General features: G+C 66.1%; 24 protein-coding genes. 13 read left to right on the top strand and 11 right to left on the bottom strand.

The features are described from left to right. Positions 1-16: 16 nt before the first annotated feature. Positions 17-481 carry a TnsA-like heteromeric transposase endonuclease subunit gene (locus tag FZ046_RS21140; protein WP_170292462.1) on the bottom strand — a complete coding sequence of 155 codons (465 nt, stop codon included), beginning with the start codon at positions 479-481 and terminating at the stop codon, positions 17-19. A 103-nt stretch (positions 482-584) separates the two neighbouring features. Further along, positions 585-1,784, bottom strand: coding sequence for a hypothetical protein (locus FZ046_RS21135; protein WP_070940868.1), 1,200 nt, complete (start codon positions 1,782-1,784; stop codon positions 585-587). Between the two features lie 887 nt (positions 1,785-2,671). On the opposite strand from FZ046_RS21135, the gene FZ046_RS27525 reads away from it, so the two are divergent. From FZ046_RS27525 to FZ046_RS21105, 6 genes are read left to right on the top strand one after another with little or no spacing between them, the layout of a single operon-like run. Further along, a complete protein-coding gene (locus tag FZ046_RS27525; protein ID WP_170292461.1) occupies positions 2,672-2,812 on the top strand; it encodes a hypothetical protein in 141 nt (46 codons plus the stop codon). Continuing rightward, positions 2,809-3,969, top strand: a complete 1,161-nt coding sequence (locus tag FZ046_RS21125) for an NAD(P)/FAD-dependent oxidoreductase (RefSeq protein ID WP_070354028.1) — start codon at positions 2,809-2,811, stop codon at positions 3,967-3,969. The genes FZ046_RS27525 and FZ046_RS21125 overlap by 4 nt, the downstream gene beginning before the upstream one ends. Next, positions 3,962-4,363 (top strand): cupin domain-containing protein, encoded by a 402-nt coding sequence (locus FZ046_RS21120; protein WP_070354057.1) that lies wholly within the window; start codon positions 3,962-3,964, stop codon positions 4,361-4,363. Before FZ046_RS21125 ends, FZ046_RS21120 begins: the two co-directional genes overlap by 8 nt. Then, positions 4,363-5,106: an SDR family oxidoreductase gene (locus tag FZ046_RS21115; protein WP_070354027.1), complete on the top strand. Its 744-nt coding sequence runs from the start codon at positions 4,363-4,365 to the stop codon at positions 5,104-5,106. The genes FZ046_RS21120 and FZ046_RS21115 overlap by 1 nt, the downstream gene beginning before the upstream one ends. Further along, positions 5,103-5,831, top strand: coding sequence for an SDR family NAD(P)-dependent oxidoreductase (locus FZ046_RS21110; protein WP_070354026.1), 729 nt, complete (start codon positions 5,103-5,105; stop codon positions 5,829-5,831). The genes FZ046_RS21115 and FZ046_RS21110 overlap by 4 nt, the downstream gene beginning before the upstream one ends. A 7-nt stretch (positions 5,832-5,838) precedes the next feature. Next, entirely contained in the window at positions 5,839-6,492 is a 654-nt protein-coding gene (locus tag FZ046_RS21105) for a nitroreductase (RefSeq protein ID WP_407664426.1), read from the top strand. A 48-nt stretch (positions 6,493-6,540) separates the two neighbouring features. Here the strand turns inward: FZ046_RS21105 and FZ046_RS21100 are convergent, their stop codons facing one another. Continuing rightward, positions 6,541-9,333: an AAA family ATPase gene (locus FZ046_RS21100; RefSeq protein WP_328514402.1), complete on the bottom strand. Its 2,793-nt coding sequence runs from the start codon at positions 9,331-9,333 to the stop codon at positions 6,541-6,543. 215 nt (positions 9,334-9,548) lie between these two features. Here FZ046_RS21100 and FZ046_RS21095 point away from each other — a divergent pair, with 215 nt between their 5' ends. From FZ046_RS21095 to glmS, 3 genes are all read left to right on the top strand, one after another. Continuing rightward, positions 9,549-10,127: an SDR family NAD(P)-dependent oxidoreductase gene (locus tag FZ046_RS21095; RefSeq protein ID WP_246182829.1), complete on the top strand. Its 579-nt coding sequence runs from the start codon at positions 9,549-9,551 to the stop codon at positions 10,125-10,127. Positions 10,128-10,333: 206 nt separating this feature from the next. Continuing rightward, the gene (locus tag FZ046_RS21090) at positions 10,334-11,092 is read left to right on the top strand and encodes an SDR family oxidoreductase (RefSeq protein WP_070354023.1); all 759 of its coding nucleotides are present in this window, start codon (positions 10,334-10,336) and stop codon (positions 11,090-11,092) included. A 59-nt stretch (positions 11,093-11,151) separates the two neighbouring features. Beyond that, positions 11,152-13,020, top strand: a complete 1,869-nt coding sequence (glmS, locus tag FZ046_RS21085) for a glutamine--fructose-6-phosphate transaminase (isomerizing) (protein WP_149484308.1) — start codon at positions 11,152-11,154, stop codon at positions 13,018-13,020. Between the two features lie 199 nt (positions 13,021-13,219). Here the strand turns inward: glmS and FZ046_RS21080 are convergent, their stop codons facing one another. From FZ046_RS21080 to FZ046_RS21065, 4 genes are all read right to left on the bottom strand, one after another. Further along, entirely contained in the window at positions 13,220-14,263 is a 1,044-nt protein-coding gene (locus FZ046_RS21080) for an NAD-dependent epimerase/dehydratase family protein (protein WP_211372253.1), read from the bottom strand. 723 nt (positions 14,264-14,986) lie between these two features. Further along, positions 14,987-15,235: a DUF3297 family protein gene (locus tag FZ046_RS21075; RefSeq protein ID WP_070355902.1), complete on the bottom strand. Its 249-nt coding sequence runs from the start codon at positions 15,233-15,235 to the stop codon at positions 14,987-14,989. 129 nt (positions 15,236-15,364) lie between these two features. Beyond that, a complete protein-coding gene (locus FZ046_RS21070) occupies positions 15,365-15,667 on the bottom strand; it encodes a hypothetical protein (RefSeq protein ID WP_070355884.1) in 303 nt (100 codons plus the stop codon). Between the two features lie 11 nt (positions 15,668-15,678). Next, a complete protein-coding gene (locus FZ046_RS21065) occupies positions 15,679-15,930 on the bottom strand; it encodes a hypothetical protein (RefSeq protein WP_070355885.1) in 252 nt (83 codons plus the stop codon). A gap of 114 nt (positions 15,931-16,044) precedes the next feature. On the opposite strand from FZ046_RS21065, the gene FZ046_RS27520 reads away from it, so the two are divergent. Next, a complete protein-coding gene (locus FZ046_RS27520; RefSeq protein WP_099046077.1) occupies positions 16,045-16,203 on the top strand; it encodes a hypothetical protein in 159 nt (52 codons plus the stop codon). Positions 16,204-16,523: 320 nt separating this feature from the next. Here the strand turns inward: FZ046_RS27520 and FZ046_RS21060 are convergent, their stop codons facing one another. Further along, on the bottom strand, positions 16,524-17,486 hold the full coding sequence (locus FZ046_RS21060) for an alpha/beta hydrolase (protein WP_070355886.1): 963 nt from the start codon (positions 17,484-17,486) through the stop codon (positions 16,524-16,526). A gap of 61 nt (positions 17,487-17,547) precedes the next feature. Then, positions 17,548-18,570, bottom strand: coding sequence for an LLM class flavin-dependent oxidoreductase (locus tag FZ046_RS21055; protein WP_070355887.1), 1,023 nt, complete (start codon positions 18,568-18,570; stop codon positions 17,548-17,550). Positions 18,571-18,636: 66 nt separating this feature from the next. Here FZ046_RS21055 and FZ046_RS21050 point away from each other — a divergent pair, with 66 nt between their 5' ends. Beyond that, positions 18,637-19,188: a YaeQ family protein gene (locus FZ046_RS21050; protein ID WP_070355888.1), complete on the top strand. Its 552-nt coding sequence runs from the start codon at positions 18,637-18,639 to the stop codon at positions 19,186-19,188. Positions 19,189-19,266: 78 nt separating this feature from the next. Here the strand turns inward: FZ046_RS21050 and FZ046_RS21045 are convergent, their stop codons facing one another. Further along, positions 19,267-20,418, bottom strand: coding sequence for an aromatic ring-hydroxylating oxygenase subunit alpha (locus FZ046_RS21045; protein WP_070355889.1), 1,152 nt, complete (start codon positions 20,416-20,418; stop codon positions 19,267-19,269). 67 nt (positions 20,419-20,485) lie between these two features. Between FZ046_RS21045 and FZ046_RS21040 the strand changes: the two genes are divergently transcribed. Next, positions 20,486-21,088: a TetR/AcrR family transcriptional regulator gene (locus FZ046_RS21040; RefSeq protein WP_070355890.1), complete on the top strand. Its 603-nt coding sequence runs from the start codon at positions 20,486-20,488 to the stop codon at positions 21,086-21,088. 4 nt (positions 21,089-21,092) lie between these two features. On the opposite strand, the gene FZ046_RS21035 is transcribed toward FZ046_RS21040, so the two are convergent. Beyond that, positions 21,093-21,512, bottom strand: a complete 420-nt coding sequence (locus FZ046_RS21035) for a hypothetical protein (RefSeq protein ID WP_070355891.1) — start codon at positions 21,510-21,512, stop codon at positions 21,093-21,095. A gap of 115 nt (positions 21,513-21,627) precedes the next feature. Here FZ046_RS21035 and FZ046_RS21030 point away from each other — a divergent pair, with 115 nt between their 5' ends. Then, positions 21,628-22,659 (top strand): NADPH:quinone reductase, encoded by a 1,032-nt coding sequence (locus FZ046_RS21030; protein ID WP_070355892.1) that lies wholly within the window; start codon positions 21,628-21,630, stop codon positions 22,657-22,659. Positions 22,660-22,727: the final 68 nt, after the last annotated feature.

Below are 22,727 nucleotides of genomic sequence, written 5' to 3'. Positions count from 1 at the left end.
ACGCCGGTACCGCTGATCAGGTCCGACTCGTACACCACCTTGGTGGACGCAACCCGCGTGCGTCACCGTCCACGAGTCGGTCTGGTCGAACATCCACGACGACGCCGTCGCCGGATCTGGTTCGGAGGAACACATCAGGTGTGTGCTGCCGCTGTTTCCCTGCGACCGAAGTGAAGCGAAAAGCGAAGGGCTGTACGGATATTCCAATGATGTCTGGATCGAAGTCGGCCGCGATCAGAAAGTCCCGTTCAACCCACGATTCGAATGGGATGTGCGACTCTGTGGTCGAGCACCACCACTCGCCGGTGAAGTTTTTCTGACCCTTGTACGTCGTGGCTTTGCGGACCGGCGCACATCTCTCGAACGGCACCGACCACAGCTCGTCGGCCGGAATTTGAGCGACAGGTTCACCCTCAGCGGGCCGGTAATCAATCAGCTCGCTGTTTCGAATCTGCGCCGCCGCGCGCCCATGGGTGGGCACGTCTCTGATGGTATGGCCGAGATCGGCGAACTACTCGTCCGACACGCCTGAATCGCCCGATATGGAGAGCCGCATCCATATGACCGGCGATGCCCATGCACTGTCATGCTCCGCTGCCGCGGTGGCCCTCACCGAGCTCAGTCGGCGTTCTCTTCTCCGCGAACCGATATTGCGGAGCCAGTACCTCTACGGCGTCTGCCACACCGTCGGGATAGTTGCGAGCTCGCTTGGGGTCTGGACGGGGGCCAATCGACTGTGCCTCGTACAGCGACACTGCAGCCTCAGTCATGCGAATTGCGTTTCCAAAGGAGTCGAGAGTGATCGCCAGCAGTGGCGTGTCGTCGAGTTCTTCGTCGTTGAGCACGTATCCCATCAGCCACTTGAATCCGTGAACGAACCCCGAGCCCAGTGAGTAGAAGCTCTTGGCGCTACGTGGGTGCATCACGGCGTCCAACTCGGCGTCAGCCTTGCGTGGCAGTTGCTCGTCCATCCAAATCTCCGCGCCTTCAACCAATTTGAGCGGTCCGCCACTTGGCCCAGTTATATGCTCGGCGGATAACGCCGCGATCTTGGCCTGCCGAGCAGCCACCCGTTCGCGCCGCTTCTCAAAGTTGGTCAGATCGACTTCCGCCAGTGGGTCTGTTCGTGCTACCAGAGCCTCAGCCTCAAGCCTCTCGAACTCTTCTTGCCGGCCACGCTCAGCCTTGAGGAATCCGTAGCAGCGGCGAATCCGTTCTTCCGTGTCCGTCTCGGAAATCAGCCAGATGGTCTTGGCCGACGATTCTATCGCAATACGGCACAGCGCCGCCGTTGCCGACGTTCGGATTTGCCCCTGTGTGAGTGCCAGCGCAATGACCTCGGCCGCCGCCGCGAGATTTTCGCACGCGTTCATGGTCGGATAGAGCGCCGTCGAGCTAACCAAATTCGTTTCATCCTCGAGTGTGACTGCCACATCGTCGAATGCGAGGCGGCTCTCGCGATGGATCGGATTGGGCCGCAGACCCCACGACAGAAGATCTTTTGCTCGCTTGGCGCGTTCACCGATGAGCCCAAGAAACATCGCTCGCATGAGCCCGTGCGCGCCGTCCGGGTACGCAGCCTTGAGCTTGTCCCAATCCACCTCCGAGAAGTCAGGCCGCGAGGCGGGGCCGCCTGGAGCGGCCGGCGATGGCATTTTGATGCCGAAGGCCTCCGGACCGGGATCGGTCTCGGGAACCGTATGACGACGTTGCTTCTCGCGCTCTTGCCGGCGCCGCTTCGCCGCCATACGGTCACCACGCTTGGCCATCTGCCCGTCCTTCACCTATTCCGCCGCACAACAAGCCCTCACAATAGGTCTCGGCTCCGACAAGGCCACCGGCTAATACGACCCAAACCGTCACAGTGACTAAACGCGAGGGTGGCGGTGATGTCATCATTGACAACGTGGTTAGACGCGTCAGCCTGATCCTGAGGGAAGCCGACGAAACGGTGATATCCCCCTACCTCAGTCAGGATTCGCCCGCGGCGGAAGCTCTGCGACGATGGACCAGGCGGCAAGGGTGGGTCCCAGCCGAAATACCAACGGAAGCCGACGTGCTTCGTGCGCTGCTCAGGGCCGGGGCAGACGCACTGCATGAACAAGCCCTTGATGTTGGCTATACCCAACTGGCCTCGGACTTTGATGATCTCTCTGCTGACGCGGATAGGCGTGCCGCCCGGGACCGCCATGCGCAAAGGATCCAAGACAGCAATGAGGGCGGAGCGTAACCGCCATACGAGGGGCCTAATGGAGAAGCCCGACTCGACTAATACGTCACAGTGACGAATTGGTCGGGTCCCGCGGCCGTAGCGACCGAGGACGGTGCGGGGCGGAACTCGGGCGGAAGCTGATCACGCCACCGGCGCGGAAGCGTCACGAGATGCGACATCCAGTAGGCGAAGGACTGGAAAGGGCCATGCGCTAATTCTCGAACGAGTGAAAAAGTCGGAGATCAACTGCAAAACGACATCAACGGCGTGACCCCGCGCGACGGGCGGGACGCAATCTCACCTGGGACGCAGATTCGTACCGATAAGCCACATTATGTCAGGTGAGGTTTTTCCCGATCAGCAGCCCGTCGTGGACTACGGGCTTCGTCGCGTGGTCCTTCCCCGCCGCGCCGCATGCCACTGTCGAGACATGACTCCACGACTGAAGGGCACGGCGGCATGAAAGACGTTCTGATAGTCGACGGCGGCCTCCCGGAAGTGCGGAGCGCGGTGGGCACGATGCTGCTGGGCTCGACTGACGCGTCGCTCGCGATGGCCGGTCACCCCGACGACAGCGCCTATGCACAGGAGGCCTCGTGACCACCACTGTCGTCGTCGTCGGCGGCGGATACGCCGGCGTGCTGGCCGCCAACCGGTTGAGCCAACGTTCCGACGCGGACATCATCATGGTCAACCCGCGCCCGCATTTCGTCGAGCGGATTCGCCTGCACCAGATGGTGGCCGGCAATGACGATGCCGTGCAGGACTACACGACGGTGCTGACCGACCGCGCCAAGCTGGTGGTCGACACCGCCACGCGCATCGACGCCACCGGCCGTCAACTGCACCTGGATTCGGGATCCACGCTGGACTACGACTACCTGGTGTACGCCGTCGGCAGCACCGCACCGGTGCCCGCTGCAGTACCCGGTGCCCACGACTTCGCCTATCCGATCGGTGAATATGAGGCTGCCCAACGGCTCACCCAGCGACTGTCGGACCTCCCGCTCGAGGCGCCCATCGTGGTCGTCGGCGGAGGCCTGACCGGGATCGAAGCGGCGTCCGAACTCGCCGAGGCCGGCCGACACGTCACCCTGGTGACCGATGCGCTGGGCCCGTCGCTTGCCAACGGGGGCCGCCGATCCGTGGCCAAACGGCTGAAGATGCTCGGCGTCACCGTAAGGGAAGATGCCGTCGTCAGCGAGGTGCATGCGGATCGCGTCACGTTGCGCGACGGCACGGACGTGCCCAGTTCAGCGACGGTGTGGACAGCCGGGTTCGGTGTACCGAATCTGGCTGCCGCCAGCGGCTTGACCACTGACCGGCTCGGCCGGCTGCTCACCGACGAAACCCTCACCAGCATCGATGATTCATCGATCATCGCCGCCGGCGACGCTGCATCCCCGTCCGGCGTGCCGCTGCGGATGAGCTGCCAGCTCGCCATGCCGCTAGCCTCCCTCGCCGCCGACACCCTACTGGCCCGCCTCGATGGCGAGACACCTACGAAACTGAACCCTGCCTCAGTGGGTCAATGCATCAGCCTGGGCCGCCACGCCGGCACCATTCAAATGTCGCATTTCAACGATGTCGCCATGCCGATGCATCTCGGCGGGCGCCTCGCGGCCACCATCAAAGAGCAAGTGTGCAAGGGCACCGTGTCGTTCCTGACCAAGGAGGCCCGCAAGCCGGGTAGCTACTTCTGGCCCAAAGGCGGTAAGAGGCAACAGAGTCTGCAGGAGGGTGCGGCGCATGTCTGAGGTGATGGAGAAACTCGTGCAGGCCATGACGGTCATCCAATCCGTCACACCGCCGATCATCCCCCAGGGCGCCGATGCGATCATCGAATGGGGCCCCGGCGACGCGGGCGCGCCGCCGCACCGCCACCCCGGCGGACCGTGCTTCGGCTACGTCCTGGAAGGCGAGATGCTCTTCGAGCTGGAAGGTGAAGCGCCCCGCGTCATCAAGGCCGGCGAAGCGTTCTGGGAACCGGGTGGCGACGTCATCCACTACTCCGACGGCAACAACCGCGACGACATCCCGCTGCGGTTCCTGGTCACCATGCTATGCCGACCGGGCATCGACATGTTCGTCCTCGTCGACGAAGCCGAACTCGAACGACGCAAAGACCGCCGGATCCCGAAAGGTCACTGATGAAGATCACCGTGGTCGGCGCGACCGGACAGATCGGATCCCAGGTCGTCGCATTGCTCACCGGCGCAGGCCATCAGGTCACCGCGGCGTCGCGCTCATCGGGAGTGGATGCCATCTCGGGCAACGGTGTGGCGGAGGCGTTCGACGGTGCCGACGTCATCGTCGACGTCCTCAACTCCCCTACCCTGGAACCCGGCCCGGCATTGGAGTTCTTCACTGACTCGGCCTCCACCCTGCTGATGGCAGCCAAGAACGCCGCCGTGCAGCACTACGTCTTGCTATCCATCGTCGGCGTAGACGGGATCGATGCCGACGGTTACTTGCGCGGAAAACTTCTACAGGAGGAACTGGTGTCCGCCGCCGGTGTCCCCTACACCATCGTTCGGGCCACCCAGTTCCACGAATTCACCGAAGGCATCGCCGATTCACTCGTGGTCGACGGTGAAATCCGCGCACCAGACGCGCTGATCCAGCCCGTCGCCGCGGCCGAGGTCGCCGGCCTCATCGCGCGGGTTGCCGCCGAGGCGCCGCGCAACGGCGTGCTCGAACTCGGCGGGCCGGAGAAGATGCCGTTCGCCGAGATGGCCCACACCGTGTTCACGCTTCGAGGCAAGAACGTACCCATCACCGTCGACCCGCAAGCTACCTACTTCGGCGTTCCCGTCGAACGGAACAGCCTGGTCACCGATGACGGCGCTGAACTCGGCAGCACCCGTCTGATCGACTGGCTGGGTCGACGGTGATCGAAGGCGAGCCGGCAGGCCGCACTGCGCTGGTCACCGGCGGCACCGCCGGCATCGGCCTTGCCGCCGCTCGTCGACTCGTGGACGCCGGCGCCTTCGTCGTCGTCACTGGACGCAACCGAGAACGCGGCGGACGGGCGCAGGAAGAACTCGGACCGCACGCGCGGTTCGTTGCGGTCGACATGGCCGATCCGGACGGGGTGGACCGGCTCTCGCGTGACTACGAACTCGACATCCTGATCAACAACGCGGCACGATTTCCCGCCGCCCTGACCGTTGACCAGGACGAGAGCGAGTTCGGGCGCACCTTCGCCACCAACGTCCGCGGACTCTACTTCCTCGTCGCTGCAACGGTTCCCGCGATGATTCGACGCGGCGGCGGGGCCATCGTGAACATCACCTCCATGGTGGCGTCCAAAGGTGTTCCCGGCGCCTCGGTGTACAGCGCGTCGAAAGCTGCCGTCGAGCAGCTGACCCGAACCTGGGCCGTTGAGTTCGGCGCCCACAACGTCCGGGTGAACAACGTCGCCCCGGGCCCGACCGCCACCGAGGGCGTCGTCGCCGAATGGGGCGCGACCAACGATGAACTCGGCCGCGCGCTCCCCCTGGGACGCACCGCCGATCCTGCAGAGATCGCCGAGGCGATCTACTTCCTGGCCTCACCACGCGCCAGTTTCATCACCGGCACCACACTGCACGTCGATGGCGGCGGTACCGCCGTCTAGGAGGATCATGATGGATTTCGATGACGTGGTGGTTCGCCGCCACTCCTCGCGGATGTTTCTGTCCGACAAGCCCGTACCTCGGGAACTGCTGAACGAAGCTCTGGCGTTGGCCATCCGGGCACCGTCGAACTCGAATGTTCAACCCTGGCGGCTGTTCCTGGCAACGGGGGCTCGCCGTGACCGCCTCGCCGCGTCGTTGGCCGCGAAGGTACGCACCGACCCGCCGCCCACGCTGGGTCTGCCCGACTCCCACGGGCATTTGCGCCGCCAGCTCGGCGCGCTGCTCTACGGTGCGATGGGGGTGGCACGCGACGACAGCGAGGGACGTTGGAACGCACAGCTGCGCAACTGGGATTTCTTCAACGCCCCGGTCGCCGGAATCGTCTGCATGCACCGCGATCTCGGGCTGCCCGATGCCGTCGGCGTGGGTATGTACTTGCAAACGCTGCTGCTCGCCCTGACCGAGCGCGGTCTCGACAGTTGCGTGCAGGTTTCCACCGCGCTCTACCCGGACCTGGTGCGCCAGCAGCTCGACATTCCCGACGATCTGACCATTCTGTGCGGCCTGTGCATCGGCTACGCCGACCCCGCCTTCGCGGCCAACAACATCGTCACGCCGCGAAATCCGGTTACCGAGAACGTCGTGATCCGCGAAGACTAGACTTCGGATCGTCGAGACGAGCTTCGGACCGTCCTCCCCGGACGCCAGTCAAGCGAATTTCTGTCGGAGTTCGCGTCTGGTGCGAACGCCCAACTTGGTGTAGACCTTGCGCAGATGCCAATCCACGGTGTGTGCACTGAGAAACAGCTGACTGGCGACCTCCTGGTTGGTCAGACCCTTGCCTGCCAGTTCGGCGATCTGGCGCTCTTGAGGGCTCAGGTCATCGCCGGCGGCGGTGGGCGACTTCCTCGTTTTCTGCCCCGTAGCCTGCAGCTCGCGGCGGGCGCGCTCAGCGAACGCCATCGACCCCATCGCGACGAGATCCCTATGGGCAACGCGTAGCGGCTCTCGCGCTGCGGTGGCAGGGCCGTTGCGGCGCAACCACTCTCCGTATAACAGCCGCACCCGAGCCAGCTGCACCGCCTGGGAGGTGGCCTCGAAATGCCCGATGCTCTCCAAGTACAGCGTTTCTGCGCGTCTTCCGCTGCTGAGCAGCGCTTCCGAGCGGGTGAGCGAACCCAGCGCCCGCGCCGTGCCAGCCGCCAGTGTCCGCTCGCGCAGTTGCTCAAGTGCTTGCTCGGCGAAATACACGTCGTTCGTGCGCACGGCCGCTTCGATCGCTTCGATCAACAAGTAGCCGTGAAAGCCGAGATCCTCATACTGAAGTCCGCGGCGGGCAGCAGCCAGTGCGTCGGGATAACGGCCCCGCCCATTGTCGACCAACGCCGTAGCGTAATGCGCCAACCCAATGGCGCGGCCCTCGCCGCGAAGTTGGCTCGACTCGATCGCGGCGGTAGCGAGCGCGGCAACCTCGTGGTCGTCACCCTTCCATGCCGCCACGTTGAGACCGTGATACCGCAATGGGGCGTAGTTGATGGCGTTCGCCAAGTCGCTGGCCTCGGCGACCAACGCAGTAGCTTGGGTCAATTCACCGTTCGCGACGTGAGCACCGGCGCGCGATAGCATCGCCGACGGCAGCAGTGCCAATGCCCCGGCATCAGTTGCCAAGCGCACGGCGTGCGCCGACACCGCGCTCCAGCCCTCCTCCCACGTCTCATGGATCACGCATTCGTGCACCAGCGGAAAGGCTCGCCAGAACCAACCTGATTCCGAGCGGACGCACTCCAGGAGGGCATCCCGTGCGCGGCGCATCGCGGGCATCGCCGCCGCGGCTCCCAAGGCCAGGCGATCAGCCAGCGCGTGGGTGATCACCTCCAGTGGCGTCTGCGGTGGCAGGACAACCAGCGCTGCCCGGACGGTCTCGGCGATCTGCACAGTCAGGCCGGGTGCGCTGCGACCCGCGTACATCGCTGCACTCAGCGCTTCCAGGTAGGTCTCGGTAGCCAGAGCAGCGTCGAGGACACTCAGTTGCGCAGCCACGGCGGCGAATTCGGAGACTGCCTCGGCGAGGGCAGCGGCCTGCCCGGAGGCCCGCGCCGACGTGAAGGCCAATCGCGTCCGCAGCTGGGCCAATCGTGCCCGCTGCAGGTCGGTCAACGGCCCCAGTTCGGCCGTTGCCAGCAGGTGACGTGACTGGTCGAAGGACGCGGTCTCGTAGTGAGCTTCCGCGGCGGTCAGCGCGCGTGTACTGCGCATGGATGGGTCGGGAGTCAATTCGGCTGCGCGCGTCAGGAAAGCCGCCGCGGCGGCTGTTCCGCCCCGTTGCCGCGCTCGACCCGCCGAGGACTCCAACTCGAGCGCCACCGGTTCGTCAAGTGCCTCGCAGGCCAACGCACGGTGCCAGGCCCGTCGGTCCGGATCCGCCTCGGGGTCGGTCACCGCGGCCAGTGCCCCATGCGCGTGCCGCCGTTGTTCCGGAGTGGCCGAACGGTAGGCGGCCGAACGTGCCAGCGGGTGATGGAACTGCACGCGGGTGTCGATCCGGAGTAGTCCGACGTCCTGCGCCGGCATCGTCGCGACGGGCTTGAGGTCCATATGCGCCAGCGCGCGAAACAGCAGCGCCGGATCACCCAAGGGTTCCGCGGCAGCCGTCACCAGGCACATCTGCGTTTCGGCGGGTAGTTGAGACACCAGCTCCAGGTATCGCCCTTCGACGCTAGCGCTCACCGGCCCACGTTGCGCTGCGGCGGAGTCGGAAACACGGACCTCCTTGGAACTTTCGAGTAGTGCCAAGGGGTTACCGTGCGACTCTGCGACGATTCGGTCCACGATGGCGGGGTCGAGGCGCCCCGGAAACGCCAACTCCAGCAGGTTGCGGGCGTCCCCGTCGTTGAGCCCGCCGACCGCCAGGGTCGGCAGGCCTGCCGTACCGTCATTCGGAGTGCGTAGCGCGAACACCAGCCCGACCGCCTCGGCCTCCAGACGACGCGCAACGAAGAACAGCGTCTGCGCCGACACCGAGTCCAGCCACTGCGCGTCGTCGACCAAGCAAAGCACCGGCCGTCCCTCTGCGGCGGCAGCCAGCAGCCCCAGCACCGCGAGCCCGACCAAGAAGCGACTGGGCGCGCCGCCTGCAGAGCTGATGCCAAAGGCGTGCTCCAGGGCTTCGCGTTGCGGTAGCGAAAGTCCCCCGCGGAAGCCGAGCACTGGTGCGCACAGCTGCTGCAAACCGGCGAACGCCAGGTCCATGTCGGACTCCACACCAGCCACGGACAGCACAGTGCAGTCAGCCGCCGAGTCCCGGAGGTTCTGTAGGAGAGCGGTCTTACCGATACCGGCCTCGCCGCTGAGCACCAGAACTTCGCTGCGACCAGACCGCAAGGCAGTATGCAGCTGTCGCAGCCTCTGGCACTCGGGGTCGCGGCCCGACAACGCTGCAACCTCGGAGGAGACGGTCGTCAACTCGCGACCCGTGGGCCAAGCACGGGCGAATTCTGCCACGCTTGCGCACTGAAGGTGGAACTACGGGTGACGCCGGGACGTGGACACCCGTGGTCATGCACGCCATGTGCGACCGGATCCGGCGGCTAGCGTGCCTGTCCCATCGGACTACGGGGTTTCCGTGGGCCTTGGACCCCGAGCCCCTGACAGTGTTGACGTGACGCGATATTGGAGGCTACGTGAGCGTTGCGGAACTGAGGGGTAGCACTGCCCTGGTGACGGGCGGGACGTCGGACATCGGATTGGCGACCGCACGGCTGCTGTCACACGCCGGCGCCCATGTCATCGTCAGTGATGCGGACGCCGATCGGGGCAGGCTGGCCGCAACTCGGCTCGGAAGTGGCACGCGGTTCCTTGCCGCTAGCCTTCGCGATCTGGGGGACGTCGATTTCCTTGCACGGCAGACCCCCATCGACATTCTGGTCGCCGCCGCTGTCATCGCCGACCTGCACCTCTTGCAGGGCTTGTACTTTCTGGTGGCCGCGGTGGCCCCGCCGATGATCCGCCGTGGCGGCGGGGCGATGATCAACCTTCTCCCGAGCGCGCCTGAATTCAGCGGTCCAGTCCGTTCTTTGACCCGCACCTGGGCGGCCGAATTCGGCCGTCACGGCATCCGGGTCAACAGCGTCGCTCACGGCCCCCCGGGAGCCGACAATGCACTCAGGCGAAGGGCGGAGCCAAGTGAAATCGCCGAAGCAATCGCGTTTCTCGCTTCGCCCCGCGCACGCTGCATCACCGGCGCAACCCTGAGTGTTGACGGTGGGGTCGCCGTCTGGCGAGCGCGTGACGCGTGAAAGCGCACGGACGGCCTGTGAACGCCACCGGAGTGCCGACCGCCATCGTCCGCCCGAACGCCGTCCTGCACGACTTCGTGAAGCTCAACCGTCGAATCACGATGGTCGAAAGCGCCGACACCGGACTTCCACGCACTGATCCGTAACTCGAACACCTTCCTCGGATCCCATCAAGGGGATCACCTCGACAGAAAGGCAGTACGGCGATGGCCGAACCCTCGAAGAGCATCACCGTCATCGGCGCTACAGGCCTGATCGGCCGTCAACTCCTCCCCCTACTCCGCGGCGCTGGTCACCACGTCACGGCAGCCTCCCGTGACTCCGGCGTCGACCTGCTCACCGGGCAGGGTCTCGATGATGCTCTCGCCGACGCCGAGGTCGTCATCGACGTAATCAATTCCGCCACCCCCGAGGACTCCGCCGAAGCCTTCTTCAAGCAGACCGCGGGCAATCTGTCTGCTGCCGCCGCCAGGGCCGGCGCCCGACATTACGTCGTGCTGTCCATCGTCGGTGCAGACGAGATGGCCCCCAAAGCCGGATACATCCGCGGCAAGGTCGCGCAGGAAAGGGCAGCGACTACCTCGGGCGTTCCCTGGACGGTCCTGCGAGCCACGCAATTTCACGAGTTGGCTGAACCCATCACCGAATCCCTCATCGCCGGTGACGAGGTGCGCGCCCCGACCGCGCTGATCCAGCCGATCGACTCCGCCGAGGTCGCCGCAATCCTGGCCCGAGTCGCCGTCAGCGAGCCGCTCAACACGATTCACGACGTCGGAGGGCCGCAAAAGATGTCCTTCTCCGACATGGCGCGCGCCGTCCTGCGCCACCAGAGCCGACCGCTCAGCGTCCTCGACGACCCGTCGGCGACGTACAGCGGGCTGAACATCGACTACACGACGCTCGTCACCAACGATGCGGCCGAACTGGGCACCACGCGGCTGATCGACTGGCTGGCGCGCCGCTGATCCGCTCGCGCCGCCAGCCGGCCGGCGCATGACTCGTCACCACGAAAGGATTCGCGGACATGTGTGCAATCGTCGGTTATGTGGGGCGTCGGCCCGCCTGCAGCATTCTGATGGGCGCGCTGCGGCGGATGGAGTACCGCGGGTATGACTCGTCGGGCGTCGCCCTGCTGGACGGTCATGGCGGGCTGACCGTCCGGAAACGTGCCGGCAGGTTGGTCAATCTCGAAGCGGCGCTGGAGGACCTTGACAGCAACGCTTTCGTCGGCAGGACCGGCGTCGGCCATACTCGGTGGGCTTCGCACGGCAGGCCTACGGATCGCAACGCGCATCCGCACCGCGACGGCGCGGGCAAGATCGCGGTGGTTCACAACGGCATCATCGAGAACTTCGCGGCGCTGCGCGCCGAGCTGGAGGCCACCGGCGTCGAGTTCGCCAGTGACACCGACACCGAGGTGGCGGTGCACTTGGTGTCCTGGCAGTACCACCACGGCCCGTGCGCGGGTGATTTCGTCGGCTCGGTGATGGCGGTGCTGCCGCGGCTGGAGGGCCACTTCACGCTGGTGTTCGCCAACGCCGAGGATCCCGGCACGATCGTCGCCGCGCGGCGCTCCACGCCGCTGGTGGTCGGTGTCGGTGACGGTGAGATGTTCATCGGCTCGGACGTCGCGGCGTTCATCGAGCACACCCGCGAGGCGGTGGAACTCGGTCAGGATCAGGCCGTGGTGATCACCGCCGAGGGCTATCGGATCACCGACTTCGCCGGCAACGACGCCTCCGATCGTGCCCGCCCGTTCCACATCGACTGGGACCTCTCGGCCGCCGAGAAGGGCGGCTTCGAGTACTTCATGCTCAAGGAGATCGCCGAGCAGCCGACGGCGGTGGCCGACACCCTGCTGGGTCACTTCGCCGACGGGCGCATCGTGCTCGACGAGCAGCGCCTCTCCGATCAGGAGCTGCGCGAGATCGACAAGGTGTTCATCGTCGCGTGCGGCACGGCGTATCACTCGGGGCTGTTGGCCAAGTACGCCATCGAGCACTGGACGCGGCTGCCGGTGGAGGTCGAGCTGGCCAGCGAGTTCCGCTACCGCGACCCGGTGCTGGACCGCAGCACGCTGGTGATCGCCATCAGCCAGTCCGGCGAGACCGCCGACACCTTGGAGGCCGTGCGGCACGCCAAGGAGCAGAAGGCCAAGGTGTTGGCGATCTGCAACACCAACGGCAGCCAGATCCCGCGCGAGGCCGACGCGGTGCTCTACACCCGCGCCGGGCCGGAGATCGGCGTGGCGTCGACCAAGACGTTCCTCGCGCAGGTCGCGGCGAACTACCTGGTGGGCTTGGCGTTGGCGCAGGCACGGGGCACCAAGTACCCCGACGAGGTGGCCCGCGAGTACCACGAGCTGGAGTCGATGTCGGGCCGCGTCGAGCAGGTGCTGGGGTGCATGGGCCCGGTGACCGACCTGGCGCACCGCTTCGCCTCGTCGTCGACGGTGCTGTTCCTGGGCCGTCACGTCGGCTACCCGGTGGCACTGGAGGGTGCGCTCAAGCTCAAGGAGTTGGCGTACATGCACGCCGAGGGCTTCGCGGCCGGTGAACTCAAGCACGGCCCGATCGCGCTCATCGAGGACGACCTGCCGGTGATCGTGGTCATGCCCTCGCCCAAGAACGCCGCGACGCTGCACTCCAAGCTGCTGAGCAACATCCGCGAGATCCAGGCCCGCGGCGCGGTCACGATCGTCATCGCCGAGGAGGGCGACGACACCGTCGCGCCCTACGCCGATCACCTCATCGAGATCCCCGCGGTCTCCACGCTGTTCCAGCCGCTGCTGTCGACGATCCCGCTGCAGGTGTTCGCCGCCGGCGTCGCCCAAGCCCGCGGCTACGACGTCGACAAACCCCGCAACCTCGCCAAATCCGTCACCGTCGAATAGCGCCGATGGGCCGGTCGGGCCAGCGACATCCCACGTGCATCCTGGAACGAACTAACCACGGCGAAGTAACACCGACCCGCTCTGCGGACTGGTCACAGCGCGAAGTCATTCACGAGTACCGCAGTCGGCCTTCTCACTACACGTGACGCCCTGACGAAGAACGAGGATCACGATCCGCAAGCGGGCCGCTGGTCATAGATCACACGAGACCTCGATCGATGAGCGATCGCGCCGTGTCATAGATGGTTTCGGTCACCGGACGAGGGGTCCATCCGAGGATGGACTTGGCTTTGGCGTTGCTGATCTGTGGCCGCTTACCCAAGTGAGTGAGCGCTTCGCGGAGCGCAGGAACAGTGTCGGCGAGCTGACGTACTTCCCCTTCGCTGAGTTCCTCGGTGGGGACCTGCGCGCCCGCTGCACCCAACCGTTCACGCAGGATCGCGGCGATTCCGTGGAAGCTCTGCGGTGGACCATCCGCCGCTAGCAGGAAACGCTCACCGGAGGCATTGTCGTTGGTCATCGCCTGGAGGTGCGCGGTCGCGACGTCGCGCACATCGACGACGCCGAAGTACTGAGGCACGAGGTGCTCCAGTTGACCGGTGAGCATGGACTGGATGAACCTCACCGAGGTAGACAAGTGCGGGCCGAGGGTAGGGCCGAATATCCCCACTGGTACGAGAGTGGTGAGCTGCAGGCTCCCGCCCTCACGGACGACGAAGTCCCAAGCTGCCCGTTCGGCGATCGCTTTCGAACGGACATAGGCGGTGTTGTCATCATCGGGGTCGGTCCAGTCGTCCTCAGACCATTGCTCGCTGCCCTTGGAGGAGTATCCGACTGCCGCGAATGACGACGTGAAGACCACTTTCTCGCAGCCCCCGTCTCGAGCATGCCGCAGAACGCGCAACGTTCCCTGATGAGCCGGGATGATGATGTCATCGTCGTCGTCCGGGCTTTCCGCCGGAAACGGTGACGCGATATGCATGACGTAGCGTGTTCCCGCAACGGCTGCCGGCCAGCCGTCGTCTGCAGCGAGGTCGACAACCGCGAAGTCGACGTCATGCGGATCGAGGCCAGCAGATGCAACAGTGTCCATGACCGCTTGCAGCCGTCGCTCGCTGCGAACAGCGGCCCGCACGGCATAGCCTCTTCCGAGTAACTGGTTCACCACATGGCTGCCGACGTAGCCGGCGGCGCCAGTGACCAGAACGGTTGGTTGATCACGCATCGCGAACAACTCCCGCACTCATGGCCGAATCCCGCCACATGCCCGCCGGCGCAGGTGGACAAGCGAGTGCACGCCAGCCCGCCAATAACATTTGCGACCGGCCCTTCACCACATGCCTTCCGGGGACGCTGATCGCCGAGATCATCACTGCATGAGCGGCTTTCACCGGGCGTGGGTGTTCACGGCGGTGCACTTGATAGGACACGACACCAGTCTTCGCCTCGCGGCGATGGACGGGACCCCGCGAAGTTCGTAGTCGTCGGGTCGACGCCGGGGCGAACTTCCGTCCGGCCGAGTGGTGTCGCCAACCTGGGCGTCTCGTCCTTTCAAGGGCCGAGATCCAGGATGCGAGATCGAGCGAGTCCACGGCCAGGACGTCGGTGAACTGCCATGATTCGCCTTCGCGCCAGGCGTCTTCGAACCGCTGCGCATGAACGTGTTTCGCGTCGTTGCCAGTAGCTCAGTGGTGATGGGACGGCGCGGCCAGACCACGGCGGCTCGTCGTGTGAGGGTCCGGGCAGCGGCGTGAAGTCGCGCAGCCTAGCGGTGCGATTCGCGCCGGGTTTCGTAGTTGGCACGCTTCTCGATGAACATCTCCGCAGACGACGTCCCGCCGGGAAGCGGCAGCGCGGATCTAGCCTGACTCAGCGTTGCTCGAGGGCTTCGTCAGTCTGCTGGCTGACCGGCAGCGGCAGCTGCCCGAGGACCACCCCGTCCGACCCCGATAGGCCAACCGGCAGCTCAGCGGAAGAACGGTTCGACCGTGCCCTTGATCTTGACCACCATCGGGTTGCCGCGGCGATCCTTCGCAGTGGGGACCTCGACGCGCACCCATCCCTCGGCCACGTCGTATTCGTGGACGTTGGTCTTCTCGGTGCCGTTGACGCGGATGCCCACGCCGCGGCTCAGCACCTCCTCGTCGTAGAACGCGCTGCGCGGATCGATGGAGAGGTGGTTCGGTGGGACGTCGGTGTTTTGTTCGTCGGACATGATCGCCTTCGGTGCATGCTCGGTCGGGTGCTCGAAATCGTTCCCGAGGAATCTACGCGACCGACGCCAGGCGCCGACCGATCCCCTGACCTGGGGCGTGGTTCCGTCGATGGCGACCACCGGTCGCGGTCACAGCTTGCCGCGCCATGTCAGGCTCTGCGCATTCAACCGTCGCAAGAGCACGTCGCCTTCGCGCACGACGCGTTCGCCGAGCCCTACGGCAGCGGCGAGTTGCGCATCGTCGAGTTGAGCGAAGGCCGGCGAGCGGCGCCGGTCGAGGACGTCGTACCAGCAGCCGCCGACGGCGTGGTCGAGCAGGATGCGGCCGAAACAATGGTCCTTGGTCACCACCCAGCGGCCGTCCCGCCCTCGTTGCGGCAACTTGTGGCGGACCAACTCTCGATAGCGCGTGAGCAATTCATCGCGTTGCACACCGTCACCGACTACCAGGTGGTGCCGTCGAGTCCGGGAATCACGCACCGCCCGTCGGCGGCCACGCGGCCGATCACCATGCTGTCGTAACCCGTGCAGGACGAGTTGAGCGGCTCGCAGCTACCGATCGACGTGATCACCTTGCCGTCACCACACGCGGTTCCCGGTGCCGGCGGGTCGGCGGCGGCCACCGCGCTGCTGCAACTCAGCGCGAGCAACGTCGCGGCTACGGCGGCGAGCGAGCGGGTCGAGTCGAACGTCATTGCACTCCCCTTGTCGATGATTCCCCGACCTGGGCCGATGCTACGCCTGATCAACCGGCCGGCCAGTGCTTCCGAAGACGGCAGGATCCTTTGCGGCGTGAGGACAATGGTCGTATGTCCACCGCGCTCTGGATCCTCGTCGTCGTCCTCGCCATCGGCACCGTCGCCGGTGGACTGTTACGGGTACGCGCCTGGTTGAGTAAGCCGGCTCCCCCGGAGATCATCGACGCTGCGCGCCGCCGCAACGAGGAGGACGAGCGGACGGACGACTGACGCAATCGGCTGGTGGCGGATGGCCGTCCGGCCCTCACCCGCCGTGGTGTCGAGCACGCGAGACGATCGACCTCGGCTGGGGGCGATCCGGAACGAAGGTCTCGCTCGGAGCACTTGTCCCAACGGTCACGCTGCCCTACGAAGGGACTCGAAACCCCCGCACCAGTACGTCTTTCCGGCGTGACATCGTCCTACTGCGACGTGGACACGGGATACCGGTGAGGCGATCCGTCAATTGCCCTTCGGCGCGGCAGCTGGCGAACGACTGACGCTCGAGAGAGGGCCAGCACGGCGGCCAGCGTCGCGTCCGCGTCCGCGGCTCAGAGCCGGCGCAACCAGCGCACCCGGTTGTCGATCGCTTGTCGGGACGCCGACGTTCCCGGGGCGAAGGTCTCGAACCCGTGCGGGCAGCCCGGGTGCACGTGCAGTTCCGTGGGCACGCCGGCGAGCGCCAGCCGCCGGGCGAACTCGACGTCCTCGTTGCGGAAGATGTCCAGATCGCCGGTGTCGATGTAGGTGGGCGGCAAGCCGGTGAGATCCGTGGCCCGTGCGGGAGCGGCGTACGCCGAGACGTCCGGACCGCCTGCGGCGTCACCGAGCAGTGCACCCCACCCCGTGGCGTTGTCGTCGTACGTCCAGATGAGCGCGTCGGGCGGCAGCTGCGGATCCGGCTCCACAGTGCGGTCGTCGAGCATCGGATAGGCGAGCAGCTGCTGCGCTATCGCCGGACCGCCGCGGTCGCGGGCCATCAGCGACACACCGGCCGCCAGTCCCCCGCCGGCGCTGTCTCCAGCTACGCCGATCCGAGCCGGGTCGACTCCGAGTTCGCCGGCGTGTTCCGCGAGCCATTGCAGGGCGGCGTAACAGTCCGACACCGGCGTCGGGTCCGGATGCTCCGGGGCAACTCGGTAGTCGACGACCAGCGCGGGCACCCCCGAGGACACCACGTACTCACGCAGCACCGCGTCGTAGACGCGGCCGACGTGACCCCACGCCAGGATCATGCCGCCACCGTGCAGGTAGAGCAGCCCTGGACCGGACGTGTCCGTGCCCTCCGGGCGGTACCACCACAGCGGCAGCTCGGCACCGTCGGCGGTGGTCAACGCGTAGTCGTGCACCTCGACGCCCGTGGCGACCGGCCAGGACGCGGCCACCGCGTCGAACAAGGCGGTGGACTCGCTGCGCCGGGTCGCGATGTCGCGAGGTGATGGTTCGACGTGCTCCTGCTCGCCGACCAGGGCGGCCAGCGCCGCGGCCACGTCGGGATCCATGCTCAGTGCCACATCGACACCTTAAATCGGGTCGGCACCGCCCGGTCGGCGCTGCAGTGGGCGGTCGCACTCGTCAACGCCAACCCAACTCCGGCGCGACATGGGTGAGCAGGCTCTCGATGACGTGCGCGTTGTAGTCGACCCCGAGCTGATTCGGCACCGTCAGCAGCAGGGTGTCGGCAGCGGCCACGGCCTCGTCCTCTGCGAGCTGCGCAACGAGTTCGTCGGGCTCGCCCGCATAAGTCTTGCCGAAACGAGCCGTTCCGCCATCGAGGAACCCGACCTGGTCAGTGCTGTCCCGGTTGTGCCAAAACAGCTGCTTGTCCAGGTCGCTGACGATCGGAAAGATACTGCGACTCACTGAGACTCGTGGGTCACGCTGATGGCCCGCCGCCGTCCAGGCATCGCGGAAGCGCTGAATCTGCTCGGCCTGCAATTGATGAAACGGAACGCCCGTGTCTTCGGTCAGCAGCGTCGAACTCATGAGGTTCATGCCCTGCCGCGCCGTCCACTCGGCGGTGGCACGGCTGCCCGCACCCCACCAGATCCGCTCGCGCAGCCCCGGCGAGTGCGGCTCGATCCTCAACAAGCCGGGCGGGTTGGGAAACATGGGCCGCGGGTTGGGTTGTGCGAATCCCTCCCCCGTCAACACGTCGAGGAACACCCGCGTGTGTTCGCGTGCCATCGCCGCGCCATCGACGTCGTCTGCGCTGGGCTCGTAACCGAAGTAGCGGTACCCCTCGATGACCTGCTCGGGCGAGCCGCGGCTGATGCCGAGCTGCAGCCGGCCGCTCGAGATCAGGTCCGCCGCTCCCGCGTCTTCTGCCATGTACAGGGGGTTCTCGTAGCGCATGTCGATGATGCCGGTTCCGAGTTCGATGCGGTGGGTGCGGGCAGCCGCCGCGGACAGCAGCGGGAACGGAGAACCGAGCTGGCGGGCGAAGTGGTGCACACGGAAGTAGGCGCCGTCAGCACCGATCTCCTCGGCGGCGATGGCGAGTTCGACTGACTGCAGCAGGGCGTCGGCCGCGGAGCGGACGCGCGAATGCGGACTGTCCGACCAGTGCCCGAACGACAGGAAGCCGATGTTCTTCACCCGTGCGACAACCTGCTGCGGCGACCTCGCATTCCTCCACGGACTACCTCGAGTGCACACTATGACGTGGCTCTTTCCGCAACGGTCTTCAAAGTCGAACTCGGCGTCTCCGACGTCGATCACGGGTATTACGCCGACCACACGCTGACCGTGGCCCGTCATCCCAGCGAGACCGACGAGCGGATGGTCGTGCGAATACTGGCGTTCGGGCTACGCGCTCATCGGCTCAACGACATCGATGGTGAATTGACGTTCGGGGCGGGGCTGTCCACCCCGGGCGTGTCAGACCTGCGGCTCGGGGACTATACGGGCCGAATCGTGGAATGGATCGACGTCGGGCAGCCCGACGAACGCGGCTTGGGCAAGGCGGCGAGCCAGGCCGACCAGGTGCTGCTGTTCCCGTTCGCCGCCAGCGTGGCCACCTGGTGGCGCACCGTCGGCCCCAAGGTGGGGGGACTGACGAATCTGTCGGTGACCCGGATACCGCACGCACGGGTGCAGCAACTCGCCCAGAATGTCGATCGACGGTTCTCGGCTCAGGTCATGGTGCTCGAAGGTCAGGTAACGATGACCGTCGGCGACATCGACGTCACCTTTACGCCCGAGCGATTGCAGTGACCGTGAACCCGAGGTGCCGGCGTTACCGGTGACGCGATCGAGCAGACTCGACATGACTGGCCCGCGGGGCGGGCCACGTCAGGCCAGCGCAACACCGAGTTCCTGGGCGAACACCTTGATCATGTGCTGCACGCCGATCTCGTTGCGGCCGATCACCATGTGATCGTGTTGACCGTGTCGAACGCCCTGCCCGCATTGCGGCAGCATGGCGAAATCCTCGTCCCGCACGGCGGCATGCACGCTTTCGTACACCGTGTCGTAAGCCGCACGCATGTCGTCTGTGGTGGCCGGGATGCGCCCCATCCAGCTATGCCGCACCGTGCAGCGGGTCGGATCGCCCTCGGGCAGCATGTCGATGATCTCGACGCCGACCGGGCTGTTGGCGAGGATGAGGTTCGGATAGATCCAATAGATGACGCCCATGTTGGCCGACGGATCGCGGGCCGCGTTCGGGTCCGCGGCCAGATTCTTGATCCAGGTGAACGGGAAACCCATCCGATGGTGCTTACCGAAACCGTCGTAGACCGAGGTGTTGGGCAAGGTGTTCTGGCCGATGACGCTCTGCCCGTGGACGAATGGAAAATGGTAGCTCTCGGCGAACGCCTCGAGCGCGCCCTTCCAGGACACCTCGGACGAGAATTCGCGGTCGGTGTGATATCCGTAGTTGGCGTAATCCCATCGGGCCAGTTCGTCGTCGAGCGGACCGAGGTGGGCGTCGAGGTCGATTGCGGCGTCGGCGGTCAGCACAGCCCAGATGAAGCCGTGACGTTCCTCCGAAGGCAACTCGACCAATCCGTAGTCGCTCCGGTCCATCGAGTCGAATCCGGCTCTGCCCGGGACGGTCAACAGCTCGCCAGTGTTGCGGTAAGTCCACGCGTGATACGGGCAGACGAAGCGGGAGGCGTTTCCCGATCCACACGCCGGCATCGCGCCACGGTGGCGGCAGTAGTTCAGCAGGACGTGGCTGACGCCGGTGCGGTCGCGCGTCACCAGCAGAGAGTCGCCGAGGACGGAGCGCACCGTGTAGTCGTTGTTCTCGCCGATGTGGGCGGACGGGACGATCGCCAACGGCACTCGGCGCAGGATCTGCGATTCTTCGATCTCGGTGATCTTGGGATCGCGGTAGTAGTGCAGCGGAACCCGGAGTTCGCGGTCGGCCATGTCCGTAGTGCCGTTGAGCGCGTGTCGCAACGCGCGTTCGGTGAGAGCGTCGTCGATGTCGACCATCATTCGCTGACCATACATCGGGGATTGAATGTCTTGTCAAGACTCGACCTCCTCGTGCGACGATCGTCGGATGCGCAGGCATGGCTGGGCGGGTGACATACCCGTCGACGACGCGGAAGCCGAAGGCCGCATCCTCGACGCTGCCCGGCGGGCCATCGACGAGCGCGGCACGGTCAGCGTTTCGGACGTGGCTGCAGCTCTGGGCGTGACTCGTCAGACGGTGTATCGGTACTTCCCGACGCAGGAGTACCTGATGGCCGCGACCGCCCTGGCGTCAGTCGACGGCTTCCTCGATCGCCTCGCCGCACAGCTGGGATCGATCACCGATCCGACCGACGCGGTCGTCGAAGGCATTGCCTACACCTTCGAGCAGCTGGGCAACGATCGGTACTTGAGCTTGGTCCTGCAGCCGGGCAAAGCCAGCGCATTCACTGCTGGAGTGACCTCGGAGCTGGCCGTCGGATTCGGTCGTTCCATACTGCAACGCTTCGATGTCGACTGGGCGACAGCAGGTTTCACTGGCGAGGTGCTCGACGATCTGGTCGAGTTCATGCTGCGGACCCTTCAGTCGTTCATCGTCGATCCCGGCGGGACGGACCGTCAAGGCGACGGCATGCGCGTGTGGCTGAGGGCCTGGATCGCGCCCGCGGTCGATGCCCACGCGCTGCGGTGAGCGCTCACGCCGGCGTGAACGTGAATCGCGTCTCGCCCACCGGGCCGCTGGTGCCGCAGGGGTTGGGGCCGTTGAACGTGTAGAGACCGTTCGTGCCGTCGAGGTCGAAGGTCGAGCGGGTGACCACGTCGATCGGTCGCCCGTCGGGGCAGAACGCGCCGCCGGGGACGAATTGGTCGAGCACGTACTGGTTGCCCGATTTGTGCGCCTGACCCTGGTATGTGTTCGAGGTGAGGTTGAGGATCGAGATGCACCCGGGGCCGCAACCCGTCACCCTCATCAGGTTGTCGGTGACGACCCCGTTCGCCATGATGCTGCGGTGGTGGTAGTCGCCCGGGGCGAGATCCGCGTTGGCGGGTGCTGCGAGGCCGAGGCTGAGCGCGGTGCAACCCGTCGCGATCGCGCCGATGACGATGTTCTTCATGCGTCCAGTAGAGATCGCCCGAACCCCTACCGGTCCCAACTTCGCAGAGTCGACCCTCGTTCAGTCGTGCCCGTAGCCGGAATACGTCGCGGGTCGCTCCGCGTTGGCTTGTGACGTGAAGGCGATCACGTACTCCCGAACCGGCGACAGCTCCGTCCTGCAGCTGACCGAGCGCGACGTCGCCGAGCCAGGCGCTGACGAAGTGCGTGTGCGCGTGATGATTTCGGGCGTCAACCCGACCGACTGGAAGCGCCGTGCCGGCGCCGCCGGTGTCGCCGGCCTGGAACTGGACTTCCCGGAAGTGGTGCCCAACCAGGACGGCGCGGGTGTGGTGGACGCGATCGGCGCGGACGTCACCGGGTTCGCCGTCGGCGACCGGGTATGGGTCTTCATGTCGCAGAATCAGCGCCCGGGTGGCACCGCGCAGGAATACGTGGTGCTGCCGTCGACCAACGTCGTCCCGCTGCCCGAAGGCGCCAGCTTCGAGGTCGGGGCCAGCCTCGGCGTGCCGGCGATGACCGCGCACCGAGCGCTGACCGTCGCCGAGGACTGGCCGGCTCGGTTGGCCCCCGGCTCGCTCGACGGCGCCACGGTTCTGGTCGCCGGCGGCGCTGGGGCCGTCGGCCATGCCGCAGTTCAACTCGCCCGCTGGGCGGGGGCACGGGTGATCACCACCGTCAGCGGACCGGAGAAGGCTGCGCTGGCGACCGCCGCCGGCGCGCACCACGTGGTCAACTACAAGACCGAGGATGCCGTGTCGGCCATTCGGAGCCTTGCGCCCGGCGGCGTCGACATCATCGTCGAGGTCGCGCCCGCGCAGAATGCCGGCCTGGATGCCGCCGTCGCGAACAACAGAGCGTCGATCGCGATCTACGCCAACGACGGTGGTGGCACCCTCACACTCGACATCGGGCCCAACATGATGCTCAACGCCCGGTATCAGTTCCTCATCCTGTACACCGTCGGCGACGAGGCGCTGCGCCACGCTGCCGAGGATCTGACGGCAGCGGCCGCCGCCGGTGCGTTGAACGTCGGCGAGGAAGCCGGCCTGCCGCTGCACGTCTTCGATCTCGACAAGACTGCTGCCGCGCACGACGCCGTCGAAGCCGGGGTGACCGGCAAGGTCCTCATCCGGGTCGGCGATTGAGCCGCGGTACCGTAGTCGACCCAGGCCCACGCCCGTCGCGCCTGCACGCGGGACGGCGATCGGGTTGA

It is taken from the genome of Mycolicibacterium grossiae (genome assembly GCF_008329645.1).
Lineage (GTDB): Bacteria > Actinomycetota > Actinomycetes > Mycobacteriales > Mycobacteriaceae > Mycobacterium > Mycobacterium grossiae.
This window is presented reverse-complemented; position numbering and strand designations above follow the sequence as displayed.

Bases quoted from the DNA above. Each gene is read 5' to 3' on its own strand.
- glmS (WP_149484308.1), top strand. From the start codon at position 11,152: ATGTGTGCAATCGTCGGTTATGTGGGGCGTCGGCCCGCCTGCAGCATT.
- FZ046_RS27525 (WP_170292461.1), top strand. From the start codon at position 2,672: ATGAAAGACGTTCTGATAGTCGACGGCGGCCTCCCGGAAGTGCGGAGC.
- FZ046_RS21090 (WP_070354023.1), top strand. From the start codon at position 10,334: ATGGCCGAACCCTCGAAGAGCATCACCGTCATCGGCGCTACAGGCCTG.
- FZ046_RS21120 (WP_070354057.1), top strand. From the start codon at position 3,962: ATGTCTGAGGTGATGGAGAAACTCGTGCAGGCCATGACGGTCATCCAA.
- FZ046_RS21040 (WP_070355890.1), top strand. From the start codon at position 20,486: ATGCGCAGGCATGGCTGGGCGGGTGACATACCCGTCGACGACGCGGAA.
- FZ046_RS21065 (WP_070355885.1), bottom strand. From the start codon at position 15,930: ATGACGTTCGACTCGACCCGCTCGCTCGCCGCCGTAGCCGCGACGTTG.
- FZ046_RS21045 (WP_070355889.1), bottom strand. From the start codon at position 20,418: ATGATGGTCGACATCGACGACGCTCTCACCGAACGCGCGTTGCGACAC.
- FZ046_RS21105 (WP_407664426.1), top strand. From the start codon at position 5,839: ATGATGGATTTCGATGACGTGGTGGTTCGCCGCCACTCCTCGCGGATG.
- FZ046_RS21115 (WP_070354027.1), top strand. From the start codon at position 4,363: ATGAAGATCACCGTGGTCGGCGCGACCGGACAGATCGGATCCCAGGTC.
- FZ046_RS27520 (WP_099046077.1), top strand. From the start codon at position 16,045: ATGTCCACCGCGCTCTGGATCCTCGTCGTCGTCCTCGCCATCGGCACC.
- FZ046_RS21035 (WP_070355891.1), bottom strand. From the start codon at position 21,512: ATGAAGAACATCGTCATCGGCGCGATCGCGACGGGTTGCACCGCGCTC.
- FZ046_RS21075 (WP_070355902.1), bottom strand. From the start codon at position 15,235: ATGTCCGACGAACAAAACACCGACGTCCCACCGAACCACCTCTCCATC.